We start from the raw sequence: 14,958 nt of genomic DNA on the forward strand, positions 1-14,958 counted from the left end.
TATTATAAACAATAAATCAATTCTTAGAATCTTAACATTCAAATCAACACAACCATGACACAGTTTTATAACGAATACTCCAAGGTTTTGGTATCCGTGGATTGTATCATCTTCGGATTCAACGGCAGTAGCCTTCAGGTACTGATAGGCAAACGAAAGATGGATCCAGGACGTGGCGAATGGTCACTCTATGGTGGCTTCGTTGGCGCAAAGGAAAACCTCGAAGATGCAGCCAACCGAGTTATCTACGAACTTACAGGAATGCGAAACCTCTATATCAGACAGGTGGGAGCATTTGGCCGCATTGACCGTGACCCGGGAGAACGAGTTATCTCAATCGCCTACTGTGCCCTCATCAATGTAGTAGACTACGATGATAGTCTCCGCATCGAACATGGATTGGAATGGGTAAGTCTGAACGAACTTCCAGAACTCTATTCCGACCACAGAACCATGATTCACGATGCCATCTGTCAGATTCGCCGTCGCATCAATCATGAACCGCTGAGTTTCAAACTCCTCCCCGACCTCTTCACGCTGACACAGCTTCAGCACGTGTTCGAGGCTGTACTTGGAGAAGATATTGATAAGCGCAACTTCCGCAAACGCGTGAAGGAAATCGACTTCATCGAGAAGACAGAACTGATTGACAAAGTCAATTCGAAACGAGGTGCCGCCCTCTATCGCTTCAACAAAAAGGCCTATGAGGAAGACCCATCGTTCAACTTGAAATAGAATATTCAACTCAAACTATATATATTATGTTAGAAGAATTAAAAGAAAAAGTGTTCAAGGCAAATCTTGACCTCGTAAAGCACAACCTCGTGCTCTTTACATGGGGAAACGTGAGTGGCATCGACCGCGAAAAAGGTCTTGTTGTCATCAAGCCATCAGGCGTTGACTATGACACCATGAAGGCTAGCGACATGGTGGTAGTTGACTTGGAAACCGGCAAGGTGGTTGAAGGCGACTTGAATCCATCTTCAGATACTCCAACCCACCTGGTGCTCTACCGTGCATTCCCTGAGCTGGGCGGTGTGGTTCATACTCACTCTACTTATGCCACAGCATGGGCTCAGGCAGGTATGGACATCCCTAACATCGGTACAACTCATGCAGATTATTTCCACGATTGCATCCCTTGCACTGATGCAATGACAGAGGATATGATGGCTGAGTATGAATACAATACAGGTGTGGTAATCGTTGATCGCTTCAAGAAGGACAACATCAACCCGGTTCATACACCAGGCGTATTGGTCAAGAACCACGGTCCTTTCACATGGGGTAAGGATGCCGACCAGGCTGTTTACCACGCAGTGGTAGCTGAGCAGGTGGCTAAGATGGCGTTCATCTCTTTCAGCGTGAATCCAAACACCACCATGAACCCACTGCTCGTAGAGAAGCACTTCAACCGCAAGCACGGTCCTAACGCTTACTACGGACAGAAGAAGAAGTAATATTTAAAATAGCATTAAGCAATTTTTGAAATAACATTAACAATAACAACATTTAAAAAACAACAAACAATCATGATTAAGGCATTTGAGAATTTAGAAGTATGGTTTGTAACTGGTGCACAGCTTCTTTACGGAGGCGAGACAGTTAAGATAGTAGATGGTCACTCTAAGGATATGGTAGATGGTCTGAACAACAGTGGCATCATCCCAATCAAGGTGGTTTACAAGGGCACAGCAAACTCTTCTGCAGAGGTAGAGGCTGTGATGAAGGCTGCCAACAACGACGCTAAGTGCGTGGGTATCATCACATGGATGCACACTTTCTCACCAGCTAAGATGTGGATCAAGGGCTTGCAGGCACTCGAGAAGCCTCTCCTCCACTTCCATACACAGTATAACGCAGAACTCCCTTGGGATTCTATCGACATGGACTTCATGAACCTCAACCAGTCTGCTCACGGCGACATCGAGTTCGGCCATATCTGCACTCGTATGCGCATCCCTAGAAAGGTAGTTGTAGGCTACTGGAATAGCGAAGAGGCTCAGAAGCAGATTGCTACTTGGGCTCGCGTAGCTGCCGGTGTAGCTGATGCTCACAACGTACGCTGCCTGATGTTCGGTATGAACATGAACAACGTAGCCGTAACAGATGGCGACCGCGTAGAGTTTGAGCAGCGCATGGGTTACCACGTAGATTACTACCCAGTATCTTCACTCATGGAGTACTTCAAGAAGGTAACTGATGCTGAGGCAGATGCACTCGTTGAGGAGTACAAGAAGGAATACACCATCAAGATCGATGAGTCTGGCGAGGAAGTATATTGGGAGAAGGTAAAGAACGCAGCTAAGGCTGAGATTGCTCTCCGTCGCGTATTGAAGGATGAGAACGCAGTAGCATTCACAACAAACTTCGATGACCTCGGTGATGCAGACATCGACGATCCAAACTTCTGCGGTTTCGACCAGATTCCTGGTTTGGCTTCACAGCGCCTGATGGCAGAGGGTTACGGTTTCGGTGCAGAGGGTGACTGGAAGACAGCTTGCCTCTATCGCACACTCTGGGTAATGAACCAGGGCTTGGAGAAGGGTTGCTCATTCCTCGAGGACTACACACTCAACTTCGCTGAGGACCGCACGTCTAGCCTCCAGAGCCACATGCTCGAGGTTTGCCCATTGATTGCAACAGACAAGCCAAAACTCGAGGTTCACTTCCTCGGCATCGGTATCCGCAAGCAGCAGACAGCTCGTCTCGTATTCACATCTAAGACCGGTAAGGGTGTAAAGGCAACAGTAGTTGACCTCGGCAACCGCTTCCGTCTCATCGCAAGTGAGGTAGAGTGCATCGAGCCAAAGGCAATGCCTAAGCTCCCTGTAGCTTCAGCTCTCTGGGTTCCACAGCCAACATTCGAGATTGGTGCAGGTGCTTGGATCCTCGCTGGTGGTACACACCACAGTGCATTCTCTTACGATATCACTGCTGAGTACTGGGAGGACTTCTGCGAGATTCTGGGTATTGAGTTCGTTAACATCGACAAGAACACAACTATCAGCAGCTTCAAGCAGCAGCTCCGCAACAACGAGATTTATTACATGCTCAACAAGGCATTGCGATAATTAAAGTAAAGAGTGAAGAACAAAAGGAAAAGAGAGTTGAAATTCAACACTTTACCCTTTGTTCTTTACATTAAACATTTAAAAGAAATGAGCGCAAAAACTATTATAGAATCAGGTAAGGCCATTCTCGGTATCGAGTTTGGTTCTACCCGAATCAAGGCTGTCTTGATTGACACCGACAACAACCCTATCGCACAGGGTAGCTTTGAGTGGGAAAACCAGCTGGTTGATGGTTTGTGGACCTACAGCATCGACACCATTTGGAAAGGACTGCAGGATTGCTACGCCGACCTGCGCAAGAACGTGAAGGCTGAGTACGACTGCGAAATCAAGCAGTTGGCTGCCATCGGTATCTCTGCGATGATGCACGGTTACATGGCTTTCGGCAAGGATGAGAACATTCTCGTTCCTTTCCGCACCTGGCGTAACACCAACACAGCCCAGGCTGCAGCCGAGCTTTCAGAGCTCTTCCACTTCAACATCCCATTGCGTTGGAGCATCTCTCACGTTTATCAGGCTATCCTGAACGGTGAGGAGCACATCAACAAGATTGACTTCCTCACCACTCTCGCCGGTTACATCCACTGGCAGCTCACAGGCAAGAAGGTTTTGGGCGTAGGCGATGCATCTGGTATGCTCCCTATCGATTCCAACACCAACAACTACGATGCAGAGATGGTAGCTAAGTTCGATAAGCTCATCGAGCCTAAGAACTTGGGCTGGAAGATTCTCGACATTCTCCCTGAGGTATTGAACGCAGGCGAAGATGCTGGCGTATTGACCGAGGAAGGTGCCAAGAAACTCGACCCATCAGGCACACTCCAGGCTGGTACACCTCTCTGTCCTCCAGAGGGTGATGCAGGTACAGGTATGGTAGCTACCAACGCTGTTCGTCAGCGCACTGGTAACGTAAGTGCAGGTACTTCTTCTTTCTCTATGATTGTATTGGAGAAAGCCTTGAGCAAACCTTACGAAGTAATTGATATGGTGACAACTCCAGACGGTAGTCCTGTAGCCATGGTTCACTGCAACAACTGTACTTCCGACCTCAATGCATGGGTAGGTTTGTTCAAGCAATATCAGGAGTTGCTCGGTGTTCCAGTAGATATGAACGAGGTATTCGGCAAGCTCTACAACCACGCTCTTGAGGGCGATGCAGATTGCGGCGGCTTGATTGCTTACAACTATATTTCTGGTGAGCCTGTAACAGGTTTGGCTGAAGGTCGCCCTATGTTCGTTCGTTCAGCCAACGACCACTTCAACCTCGCCAACTTCATGCGTGCCAACCTCTACGCTTCAGTAGCTGTATTGAAGATTGGTAACGATGTATTGTTCAAGGACGAGAAGGTGCAGGTAGATCGCATCACAGGTCATGGCGGTTTGTTCAAGACCAAGGGTGTAGGTCAGCGCATCCTCGCTGCAGCCATCAACTCCCCTATCTCAGTGATGGAGACAGCAGGCGAAGGTGGTGCATGGGGTATCGCCCTGCTCGCAGGTTATCTCGTAAACAATGCTGAGAAACTGAGCCTGGCTGATTACCTCGACAAAAAGGTGTTCGCAGGCAATACTGGTGTAGAAATTGCACCTACAGCAGAAGACGTTGCAGGTTTCGATAAGTACATCGAAACTTATAAGGCAGGCTTGGCCATTGAACAGGCAGCCGTAGCAAACAAAAAATAATCTAATAAAAATAAGTATGTTTGTGGGGGAATTTTCCCTCACAAACGTATTATAAATAAAATATATCAATTCAACCCTTTTATAAACAAAGACAAAAACTTACATAAGACATGAACAGACTTTTCGCTACTGCTCTCTTATCTGCAACTGTAGCCTTCTCAGCACAGGCTCAGGATGTGACAGGCACAATCCATGCGAACCAAGGTACGCAGAAGATTAATCGAGAAATCTATGGTCAGTTTGCCGAACACCTCGGAAGCTGCATCTATGGTGGTCTCTGGGTGGGTCCGGATTCCAACATCCCTAATACCCAGGGTTATCGCAACGACGTGCTCCAAGCCCTCAAGGACCTCAAGGTTCCTGTATTAAGATGGCCAGGAGGATGCTTCGCTGATGAATATCACTGGATGGATGGTATCGGTCCGCGCGAGAAGCGCCCTAAGATGCAGAACAACAACTGGGGTGGCACCATCGAGGACAACTCCTTCGGTACTCATGAATTTCTGAATCTCTGCGAGATGCTGGGCTGCGAGCCTTACATCAGCGGTAACGTGGGTTCAGGCACAGTAGAGGAGTTGGCTAAATGGGTAGAGTATATGACCAGCGACGGCGATACTCCTATGGCTAAGCTCCGCCGACAGAATGGTCGCGATAAGGCCTGGAAGGTGAAATACCTCGGTGTGGGTAACGAGAGTTGGGGATGTGGTGGAAACATGCGTCCAGAGTACTATTCTGATCTCTATCGCCGCTACTCTGTATATTGCCGTAACTACGATGGCAACGAGCTTTACAAGATTGCATCGGGAGCCAGTGACTACGATTACAACTGGACCAAGGTATTGATGGACCGTGTAGGTCATCGTGCCAACGGAATCTCCTTACATTATTATACAGTAACCGGCTGGGACGGCAGCAAGGGTTCTGCCACCAAGTTCAGCAACGACGACTACTACTGGACCATGGGAAAATGCCTCGGCATTGAGGATGTCATCAAGAAGCATGAAGCCATCATGGATAAGGCAGACCCAAAGAAGCAGATTGGTCTGCTCGTAGACGAATGGGGAACCTGGTGGGATGAGGAACCAGGTACAATCAAGGGCCACCTTTATCAGCAAAACTGTATGCGCGATGCCTTCGTTGCCGCCCTCTCGCTGAATGTGTTCCATCGCCACGCCGACCGCGTGAAGATGGCCAACATCGCACAGGTGGTCAACGTGCTCCAATCTATGATTCTCACAGATACAAAGGGCACTGGTCACATGGTATTGACCCCAACCTACCACGTATTCAATATGTATAAGGATTTCCAGGGAGCCACTTATCTTCCTATGGACGTGAAGTGCGACTCGATTGATGTACGTGGCGACCAGCACGCAAAAGACGGCAGAAAGATTCCTCTGGTTTCAACTTCAGCAGCCAAGAAGGCAGATGGCACCGTGGTTGTATCACTCGCCAATGTAAGTCTCGACAAGGCACAGGAGGTAGAGTTCAACCTCGATGGTCTGAAGGCTCCAAAGGCAGTGGCAGGCCAGATTCTTACCTGCAAGAAGGTGAGCGATTTCAACGATTTCGAGCACTCTGAGGTAGTGAAGCCAGCTACCTTCAAGGATGCGAAATTGAAGAAAAACACCTTGAAAGTGAAAATTCCTGCAAAATCTATCGTAGTTTTGAAAATAAAGTAGTATATTTGTAGGGTAATTCAATCAATTCATCAGCCCATTCTTTGTTAAGGGGCTGATGGATAAACAGTTCCGTAAATCCATTGCACCAAGGAATGAGATGGCAGGAATGTTTCAGCAGAAATCAGTAGAAAATCAGTAGAAAATCTATAACAATAATAAATACATTATATTATGATGAACGACATTAAAGTAATGAATCATGCAGCTAACAACATCCGTATCTTGGCTGCTTCAATGGTAGAAAAAGCAAACTCTGGTCACCCAGGTGGTGCCATGGGTGGTTCTGATTTCATCAACGTGCTCTTCGCTGAGTACTTGGTTTATGATCCAGCAGATCCAACATGGACGGGTCGCGACCGCTTCTTCCTCGACCCAGGTCACATGAGCCCAATGCTCTATGCAGGTTTGGCAATGCGCGGTTTCTTCTCAATGGAAGACCTCAAGCAGTTCCGCCAGTGGGGTTCTGTAACTCCAGGTCACCCAGAGCTCGACCTTCAGCGTGGTATCGAGAACTCATCTGGTCCTCTCGGTCAGGGTCACGCCCTCGCAGCTGGTGCAGCTGTAGCAGAGAAGTTCCTCGAGGCTCGTCTGGGTTCAACCATGATGCAGCACAAGATTTACGCATACATTTCTGATGGTGCTGTAGAGGAAGAGATTTCTCAGGGTGTTGGTCGTATCGCCGGTAACCTCGGCTTGAACAACCTCATCATGTTCTACGATTCCAACGACATTCAGCTCTCTACAGAGTGTGGCGTTGTAATGAACGAGGATACTGAGATGAAGTACAAGGCTTGGGGCTGGAATGTCATCAAGATTAACGGTAACGACGTAGCTCAGATTCGTGAGGCTCTCGATGCTGCTCAGAAGGAGCAGGATCGCCCTACCCTCATCATCGGTAAGACAGTAATGGGTAAGGGTGCCCTCCGCGCAGACGGCACAAGCTACGAGGCTTGCATCAACACTCACGGTGCTCCTCTCGGTGGCGACGCATACGTAAATACTATCAAGAACCTGGGTGGTGATCCTGAGAATGCATTCGTTATCTTCGACGATGTAAAGGAGATCTACGCTAAGCGTGCTGAGGAGTTGAAGAAGATCGTTGCTGAGCGCAAGGCTGCAGAGGCTGAGTGGCGCAAGGCTAACCCAGAGAAGGCTGCTCAGATGGATGAGTGGTTCAGCGGCAAGGCTCCTAAGGTAGATTGGAGCAAGGTTGAGCAGAAGGCTGGTTCAGCTACTCGTGCTGCTTCTGCTGCTTGTCTCGGAGTTTTGGCAGAGCAGGTTCCTAACATGATCTGTGCATCTGCTGACCTTTCTAACTCAGATAAGACAGATGGTTTCTTGAAGAAGACCAAGAGCATCGTTCGTGGTGATTTCTCAGGTGCTTTCTTCCAGGCAGGTGTTGCTGAGTTGACAATGGCTGATATGTGTATCGGTATGATGCTCCACGGTGGTGTGGTTGCAGCAATGGGTACATTCTTCGTATTCTCTGATTATATGAAGCCAGCTGTTCGTATCGCTGCCCTGATGCAGGTTCCTGTTAAGTTTATCTGGACTCACGATGCATTCCGCGTTGGTGAGGACGGACCTACTCACGAGCCAGTTGAGCAGGAGGCACAGATCCGCTTGATGGAGAAGTTGAAGAACCATGCAGGTAAGGACAGCGTTCGCGTATTCCGTCCAGCTGATGCTGATGAGACTACTGTTTGCTGGAAGCTCGCTATGGAGAACGTTGATACTCCAACAGCTTTGATTTTCTCTCGTCAGGGCATCGCTAAGTTGCCAGAGGGAACAGATTACGAGCAGGCAGCTAAGGGTGCTTACATCGTAGCAGGCAGTGACGAGAATCCAGATGTTATCCTGGTAGCTAGCGGTTCAGAGGTTTCTACATTGGAGGCTGGTTGCGAAGCATTGCGTGCTGATGGCATCAAGGTTCGCGTGGTAAGTGCTCCATCAGAGGGTTTGTTCCGTGGTCAGACTAAGGAGTATCAGGAGAGCGTATTGCCAAAGAACGCTAAGATCTTCGGTATGACTGCCGGTCTTCCTGTAACACTCCAGGGTCTTGTAGGCGCTAATGGTAAGGTTTGGGGTATGGAGAGCTTCGGTTTCTCTGCTCCTTACAAGGTGCTCGATGAGAAGCTCGGCTACACAGGCGAGAACGTTTACAAGCAGGTAAAGGATTTCTTGGCTGAGGCTTAATTAGAATAATTCGTTAGGATTCACTTAAAAAACTTAAGTATTATGGAAGTAAAGACAGTTGGTATTGCATGTGACCATGCAGGTTTTCCATTGAAGCAGTTCGTATTGGAATATTTGGAGAAGAAGGGTTATCCTGTAAAGGATTACGGTACATACAGCGATGCAAGCGTTGACTATCCAGACTTCGGTCATGCTCTTGGCGAAGGCATTGAGAGCGGCGAGGTTTATCCAGGTATCGGCATTTGCGGAAGCGGCGAAGGTATCGCCATGACATTGAACAAGCATCAGGGTGTACGTGCCGGTTTGGCATGGTGCAAGGAGATTGCTCATCTCGTTCGTCAGCACAACGATGCCAACGTATTGGTACTTCCTGGCCGTTTCATTGACAATAAGACTGCCGAGGCTATCCTCGACGAGTTCTTTACCACTACTTTCGAGGGTGGTCGTCATGAACGTCGCGTTAAGAAGATTCCTGTTCAGCAGTAATTGTGTTGAACTGAATATAACCAAAGCCCCCATCCCGCTTGAAAAAGCAGGCTGGGGGCTTTTTTTATTTAGTCTTAAGGCAAAAAATATTTTCCCTTAAGGCTAAATATTTTTTGCCTTAAGGGAAATCTTTTCCTTCAAAATCAACTTCTTTATTTTGTTTTACTTGACTTCTTTTTCAATTCCAATTTCGGAATCTTTACTTTCTGACCAGCTTTCAACTTGCCGGAACCATTGAGAGCCTCAACATAACACTCCATGCCCGGACCGAAATAACGCTTGCTGATAGCTTCTATGGTCTGACCCTCTCGGGCTGTAACCACCTCGGCTACACCCACGATGCGATAAGCACCTGTGCGGACACGGACATCCTGGCCATACTTGGCAGATGCGTGAGCAGTAGCATTTTCGGTTTGATGCTTCTTTGCCTCTGCTAACTTCTTGGCTTCAGTCTGCTTATTTAGTACTGACTGTTTTTTAGCCTCAGCATCTTTCTGCTGCTTAGCAGCAAGAAGAGAGTCCTTCTTATCTACCTGCTTACCATCAGCCTCAGCCATTTTCACAGCTTCGCTTGCCTGCACCATTCGGATGCTGTCTTCTATCGCCTTCTTTCGCAAGATTTCTTCCTGCGAAAGAGAAGCCGGAGTTGATTTAGCAGCCTTGTTGTCCTGATGGAAGTTATCCAGTTGAAGGGCTAGATGGTCGCGTTGCGCTGCCATCTTACCATAATTAAAGGCAAACCAACCGATGCCGCCAATCAAAGCTACGATGATGAAACAAGCAACTACTACCAGATAACGAGGAATCACTACACCCTTTTTGGTGGATTCAAAAGTATCGTAAGACTCTGAGTTTTCTGATGTTTCTGAATCTGAAGTAGAAGCAGCTTCAACTAAAGGTTCAGAATCAGATGCTGATTTTAGCTTTGACTCAGCTTCAAGTTCAGGTGTAGGCTCAGGTTCAAGCTCTGACTCTGGATCTGGTTCAAACTCAGATTCAGATAAAGAATCAGATACAGGCTCTGGTTCAGGTTCTGATTCTCTCAAATCTGCCAGTTCTTCCTGATTTTCCAATTCATTCTGAACTTCTTCCTGCTCACCAGCCTCATCCTTCATTTCCTTAACCGACTTTTCTACAATGGTTTCTGTTATGATTTCAGGAGAAGTTTCATAGTGAGATTCAGATTCGCCTATTACAACTACTTCATCGCTTACGGATGGAGTGTCTGTTTCCTCCAGGAAATCAATCACATCTGAAGTTTCTGAAGTATCAGATATTTCAGAAATATCAGTTGCTTCAGAAGTATCATCTGATGCTTCAGAACCATCCAAAGGTTCAGGAATCTCCTCTGCCTCATTCATCTGCCGGTTCTCAGCCAGCAGTTCTTCTGCCTCAAACTTCCTGTCGATTTCATCAAACTCTACCCCGTCGTTCACCACCACCGTCTCAAACTGGGCAAACGGCTTGTTGATGATTTCCTTGAGAATCGTATCCGGGGTAAAGGAGATTTTATCTCTTCCCTCGATGACGATGCGTTCGCCAGTGTTGACATCCACGCTCTCCCGATCCTTCACCGAAGTAACCTTGAAGGTTCCAAGCCATTTCATCTTTACCTGCTTGTCAGCCTGGAGCCCTTCATTAGCTACATCAAACATTTTTCTGATGAACAACTCGGCATCCTGCTGACTGATACCTGTTTTCTCAGCCAGCTTCTGTGCCAATACAGTCAAACTGTTCTTACTCATAAGCTTCTCCTCCATTCTTTAGCTTTTCCTTAACGGCAGCAACAGGACGAAAGCCGAGCACCAGTTTAGGCGGAACCAGCTGTCGCTTCCTGGTGGTAGGATTCACCACCACGCGCTCTAGGCGCTTCTTCACCTCGAACGTACCAAAGTTGGGGATGGAGACAATTTCCCCGTCCTCAAATTCAGCAATCATGGCGTCTATCACCTTGCGCACCATCTTCTGGGTGTCGTCTTGCGAATAACCCGTCTGCTGAGCCAGTTCTGCTATATAGTCCTTATTGTTCATCTTCTGATTCTTTAAATATAATTCTATCTCACTACTTCGCCATACAGGTCGAACTCCTCGCTGCTGGTCATCTTTACCTTGTAGAAACTGCCTACACGCAAGCGCTGGTCTGCCTTGATAAGCACCTCTGGGTCAACCTCTGGCGAACAGAACTCAGTTCTGCCGATATAGTAATCTCCTTCCTTGCGGTCGATAACCACCGGCATCGTGAGTCCCACCTTGCCTGCCTCAATCTCTGCACTGATGTCCTGCTGCAGAATCATCAGTTCGTCAAGACGGCGCTGCTTCACATCGGCAGGAACATCATCCTCGTAGTTCTTGGCACTATAGGTTCCCTCCTCCTCAGAATAGGCGAAGGCACCCATGCGCTCGAAACGCTGTTCACGCACGAAGTCGAGCAACTCGTGGAAATCCTCCTCGGTCTCGCCTGGGAAACCTACCATCAGCGTGGTGCGGATATGGATGCCCGGCACGCGGTTGCGGATGACGGTGAGCAGGTCGAGCGTCTCCTGCTTGGTTACGTGGCGATGCATGCGAGTGAGCATGTGGTCGCTGATGTGCTGCAGGGCGATGTCAAGATACTTGCATACGTTTGGTTTCTCGCGCATCACATCGAGCAGATCGAGCGGGAACTGGTTTGGATAGGCGTAATGCAAACGAATCCACTTAACGCCAGGGATATCGGCCATCTCGCTGATGAGTTCGGTGATATGATGCTTGCCATCGATATCCATGCCGTAGTAGGTAAGTTCCTGAGCGATGATCTGGAACTCCTTCACGCCGTCGGCCACCAGTTCGCGCACCTCGTTCAGGATGTCTTCCTTAGGACGGGAAATATGCTTGCCCGTGATGAGCGGAATGGCACAATAGGCGCAGCGGCGGTCACATCCCTCTGAAATCTTGATGTATGCATAGTGGTGAGGAGTGGTAAGATAGCGGCGCTCGTTGCAGGCAGGCACTTCAGCCTTACCCAGCTCCTTGAGCAGTTCCTTGTAGTTGAACTTGCCGTAGAACTTATCCACCTCAGGCATCTCAGCCTCCAATTCCTTCTGATAACGCTGCGAGAGGCAGCCCATCACATAGAGTTTGTTCAGGCGTCCCTCTTCCTTAGCCTGGATAAATTCGAGGATGGTGTCGATGCTTTCCTGCTTGGCATCCTCGATGAAGCCGCATGTGTTGATGACGGCTATCTCGCCCTGAGGGCGCTTTGAATCGTGTACACAATGGTAGCCGTTCGCCTCAAACTGCTTCATCAACAGCTCGCTGTCGACCAGGTTTTTCGAACAGCCCAAAGTTATGATATCTATCTGGTTCTTTTTCATTCACCTATACCTTATTATATATACTAATCTGATTCCCGTTTCTTTTCATATAAATTGCATCCGAAATCTACTTTGATTTCTTGAACAGGGAATCCACGAATTCCTTCTTGTTGAAGAGCTGCATGTCTTCCATGCCCTCACCCAATCCGATGTATTTCACCGGCACCTTGAGCTGGTCGGAGATTCCGATGACCACGCCGCCCTTGGCTGTGCCGTCAAGCTTGGTGATGGCAAGAGAAGTGATATTGGTAACGGCAGCAAACTGCTTGGCCTGCTCGAAGGCGTTCTGACCCGTACTGCCATCCAATACGAGCATTACCTCGTCTGGTGCCTCAGGCATCACCTTCTTCATCACCTCCTTAATCTTCTTCAGCTCGTTCATCAGGTTCACCTTGTTATGCAATCTTCCTGCAGTATCGATGAGCACCACATCGGCACCATTTGCCTTGGCACTCTGCAGGGTGTCGAAAGCCACGCTTGCAGGGTCGGAACCCATCTGCTGCTTCACCACCGGTACCCCCACACGGTCGCCCCAGATGGAAATCTGCTCCACCGCTGCGGCACGGAAGGTATCGGCAGCACCCAGATAAACCTTCTTGCCAGCCTTCTTAAACTGGTAGGCAAGCTTACCGATGGTAGTAGTCTTGCCTACTCCATTTACACCCACCACCAGGATAACGTATGGCTTGTGGTCAGAAGGCAAGTCCCAATTCTCATTGTCATCGCTATGGTTCTCTTCCAGGAGACTGGCGATTTCCTCTCTTAAGATTCTGTCGAGCTCTGAGGTAGAAACATACTTGTCGCGAGCCACGCGCTCCTCGATGCGATGAATGATCTTCACCGTAGTCTCTACGCCCACATCCGATGTGATGAGCACCTCTTCGAGGTCGTCGAGCACATCGTCATCTACGGTTGACTTACCAGCCACCGCACGAGCTAATTTGCTAAACACACTCTCCTTGGTTTTTTCAAGTCCTTTATCGAGAGTTTCTTTCTTTTTGTTGCTGAATAATCCGAATAATCCCATAATTATAGCTATATTTTTTGCAAAGATACAAAAAAAAACGAAAGCATCGGTACATTTTTTGGAAAAAACACCAAAAAAAGTACCGATGCATGCTATTTATTCCTTTATTGACTATTTTTACAGGCTATTATTGAGTGCCATTAAGGCAAGAACTGCCTCATTATATTCGTTGATGACCTCAGCCTGCTTCAACCGCATATCTATCGCCTCCTGCAAAGCACTGGTGTATTCCACATAACTGATTTCACCATTCTCATACTCCAGGGTGCTGAGACGTTCTATGTCCTTCGCCTTCGCCATATTCTCGCCGCTGTAATACTCCATGCGCTGGCTGGCATTCTGCAGGCGGTTATATCCCTGTTTGTAATCCCGTTCCTTTTCGCGCTGCTCCTGCTGCATCGCCATCTGCGCCATCTCGCGGTCTTTCTGTGCGGCCTTCACCTTCGCCTTGGTGGCTCCGAAGAAGATAGGAACGCCCACGGTTACCTCGAAACCGAAGAAATTGCCCTCGGTGAAGCGTTGGCGGTTGATGTGATAAGGGTCCCAGCTATCGATGAGGAGCTGCGAACGCAGGGCGAGCGAGAGCGATGGCGCATAGCCCGTCTTGGCACACTTCACTTCTTTGTCGAGTGCTGTGATGAGGTCTTTCTGATATTGCGCATCGGCAGTCTGCTGATAGTTGAAGGCTGCATTCACTGGCGAACGTTGCGAGATGAGAAGATTCCCATCAGGCACCACAGGCGTAGTGGTGTTGAGCAGAGCCATCAGGGCAGTCTGCAGATTCTCTGCCTCATTCTTCATCTTCGTCATCTCCAGGCGGTTGTCGTTCCTCATGCGGTCGGCAGAGAGGAACTCCAGCTGTCTCGCCTCGCCTGCCCTGTATCTCTTTCCGGCAACATCGCAATAGTGCTGGATGATGGAATCCTGCTGCTGCAGAATCTGAAGGCGATGGGTCTGATAGAGCATCGCATAGTAGGCACTGGCGATTTCGAGTCTGAGCTGCTGGGAGGTGACGTTCAACCGGCTTTTCTCTGCCTGGGTCTCTGCCTTCAACTGATTGCGACGGGCTGTATAGACCATAGGAAACTCGATGCTCTGCGAGAAGGTGAGTCCATTATCGGTATCACCGCTGGAAGCCGGGTTCTGCGAGAAGGCGATTTCCGTCTTGTCCAGATCCCATGCCGTTGCCTGCATCACCTGAGCCTTTTCTATGGCTTTTCTGCCGGTCTGCAAGGCGATGTTCTGCTTATCAGCCAGTTCGAAACACTGCTGCAAGGTCATCTTCTGACCCGGAATACTTGCATCAAAGCGTGATGCATCCGAGGCAGAAAGATGTGCTTCTTCCTTCTTTACTGAAAGATGTGCATCCGTCGCCAAAGGCATCAGCAGCATCCAGGATGCAAGCCATATATGATTCTTCTTAAAAAACTTCTTCATATTATTCAATTCTAATGCTTGAT

12 protein-coding genes are annotated in these 14,958 nt (G+C 48.5%); 7 read left to right on the forward strand and 5 right to left on the reverse strand.

Translation table 11 applies throughout. From position 1 onward, the window contains the following. Window positions 1–54 precede the first annotated feature (54 nt). The 7 genes from KUA49_RS10125 to KUA49_RS10155 all read left to right on the forward strand — a co-directional run bounded on the left by KUA49_RS10125 (window position 55) and on the right by KUA49_RS10155 (window position 9,118). Window positions 55–735, forward strand: a complete 681-nt coding sequence (locus tag KUA49_RS10125; RefSeq protein WP_218411421.1) for an NUDIX hydrolase — start codon at window positions 55–57, stop codon at window positions 733–735. 26 nt (window positions 736–761) lie between these two features. Then, window positions 762–1,460: an L-ribulose-5-phosphate 4-epimerase gene (locus tag KUA49_RS10130; RefSeq protein ID WP_218411420.1), complete on the forward strand. Its 699-nt coding sequence runs from the start codon at window positions 762–764 to the stop codon at window positions 1,458–1,460. 72 nt (window positions 1,461–1,532) lie between these two features. Next, on the forward strand, window positions 1,533–3,074 hold the full coding sequence (araA, locus tag KUA49_RS10135; protein ID WP_218411419.1) for an L-arabinose isomerase: 1,542 nt from the start codon (window positions 1,533–1,535) through the stop codon (window positions 3,072–3,074). Window positions 3,075–3,161: 87 nt separating this feature from the next. Further along, window positions 3,162–4,754, forward strand: coding sequence for a xylulokinase (locus KUA49_RS10140; RefSeq protein WP_218411418.1), 1,593 nt, complete (start codon window positions 3,162–3,164; stop codon window positions 4,752–4,754). Window positions 4,755–4,864: 110 nt separating this feature from the next. Continuing rightward, window positions 4,865–6,436 (forward strand): alpha-N-arabinofuranosidase, encoded by a 1,572-nt coding sequence (locus tag KUA49_RS10145; protein WP_256624719.1) that lies wholly within the window; start codon window positions 4,865–4,867, stop codon window positions 6,434–6,436. 174 nt (window positions 6,437–6,610) lie between these two features. After that, window positions 6,611–8,632: a transketolase family protein gene (locus KUA49_RS10150; RefSeq protein WP_218411509.1), complete on the forward strand. Its 2,022-nt coding sequence runs from the start codon at window positions 6,611–6,613 to the stop codon at window positions 8,630–8,632. A gap of 42 nt (window positions 8,633–8,674) precedes the next feature. Continuing rightward, a complete protein-coding gene (locus KUA49_RS10155) occupies window positions 8,675–9,118 on the forward strand; it encodes an RpiB/LacA/LacB family sugar-phosphate isomerase (protein WP_218411417.1) in 444 nt (147 codons plus the stop codon). A 152-nt stretch (window positions 9,119–9,270) separates the two neighbouring features. Here KUA49_RS10155 and KUA49_RS10160 read toward each other — a convergent pair whose 3' ends face one another. From KUA49_RS10160 to KUA49_RS10180, 5 genes are all read right to left on the reverse strand, one after another. Further along, window positions 9,271–10,863: an HU family DNA-binding protein gene (locus KUA49_RS10160; protein ID WP_256624718.1), complete on the reverse strand. Its 1,593-nt coding sequence runs from the start codon at window positions 10,861–10,863 to the stop codon at window positions 9,271–9,273. Then, on the reverse strand, window positions 10,856–11,149 hold the full coding sequence (locus tag KUA49_RS10165) for an HU family DNA-binding protein (RefSeq protein ID WP_218411416.1): 294 nt from the start codon (window positions 11,147–11,149) through the stop codon (window positions 10,856–10,858). Before KUA49_RS10165 ends, KUA49_RS10160 begins: the two co-directional genes overlap by 8 nt. Before the next feature lie 23 nt (window positions 11,150–11,172). Continuing rightward, complete coding sequence (gene rimO / locus KUA49_RS10170; RefSeq protein WP_218411415.1) at window positions 11,173–12,471, reverse strand: 30S ribosomal protein S12 methylthiotransferase RimO; 1,299 nt, start codon at window positions 12,469–12,471, stop codon at window positions 11,173–11,175. A gap of 67 nt (window positions 12,472–12,538) precedes the next feature. After that, window positions 12,539–13,498: a signal recognition particle-docking protein FtsY gene (gene ftsY / locus KUA49_RS10175; RefSeq protein WP_203038445.1), complete on the reverse strand. Its 960-nt coding sequence runs from the start codon at window positions 13,496–13,498 to the stop codon at window positions 12,539–12,541. A gap of 117 nt (window positions 13,499–13,615) precedes the next feature. Continuing rightward, entirely contained in the window at window positions 13,616–14,935 is a 1,320-nt protein-coding gene (locus tag KUA49_RS10180; protein WP_218411414.1) for a TolC family protein, read from the reverse strand. Between the last annotated feature and the right edge of the window lie 23 nt (window positions 14,936–14,958).

Source organism: Segatella copri, assembly GCF_019249655.2.
Lineage (GTDB): Bacteria > Bacteroidota > Bacteroidia > Bacteroidales > Bacteroidaceae > Prevotella.

Excerpts from the sequence above, each read along its gene's own strand:
- ftsY (WP_203038445.1), bottom strand. The coding sequence starts at position 13,498 with ATGGGATTATTCGGATTATTCAGCAACAAAAAGAAAGAAACTCTCGAT.
- KUA49_RS10150 (WP_218411509.1), top strand. The coding sequence starts at position 6,611 with ATGAACGACATTAAAGTAATGAATCATGCAGCTAACAACATCCGTATC.
- KUA49_RS10125 (WP_218411421.1), top strand. The coding sequence starts at position 55 with ATGACACAGTTTTATAACGAATACTCCAAGGTTTTGGTATCCGTGGAT.
- KUA49_RS10155 (WP_218411417.1), top strand. The coding sequence starts at position 8,675 with ATGGAAGTAAAGACAGTTGGTATTGCATGTGACCATGCAGGTTTTCCA.
- KUA49_RS10160 (WP_256624718.1), bottom strand. The coding sequence starts at position 10,863 with ATGAGTAAGAACAGTTTGACTGTATTGGCACAGAAGCTGGCTGAGAAA.
- KUA49_RS10140 (WP_218411418.1), top strand. The coding sequence starts at position 3,162 with ATGAGCGCAAAAACTATTATAGAATCAGGTAAGGCCATTCTCGGTATC.
- KUA49_RS10145 (WP_256624719.1), top strand. The coding sequence starts at position 4,865 with ATGAACAGACTTTTCGCTACTGCTCTCTTATCTGCAACTGTAGCCTTC.
- KUA49_RS10165 (WP_218411416.1), bottom strand. The coding sequence starts at position 11,149 with ATGAACAATAAGGACTATATAGCAGAACTGGCTCAGCAGACGGGTTAT.
- rimO (WP_218411415.1), bottom strand. The coding sequence starts at position 12,471 with ATGAAAAAGAACCAGATAGATATCATAACTTTGGGCTGTTCGAAAAAC.
- araA (WP_218411419.1), top strand. The coding sequence starts at position 1,533 with ATGATTAAGGCATTTGAGAATTTAGAAGTATGGTTTGTAACTGGTGCA.
- KUA49_RS10130 (WP_218411420.1), top strand. The coding sequence starts at position 762 with ATGTTAGAAGAATTAAAAGAAAAAGTGTTCAAGGCAAATCTTGACCTC.
- KUA49_RS10180 (WP_218411414.1), bottom strand. The coding sequence starts at position 14,935 with ATGAAGAAGTTTTTTAAGAAGAATCATATATGGCTTGCATCCTGGATG.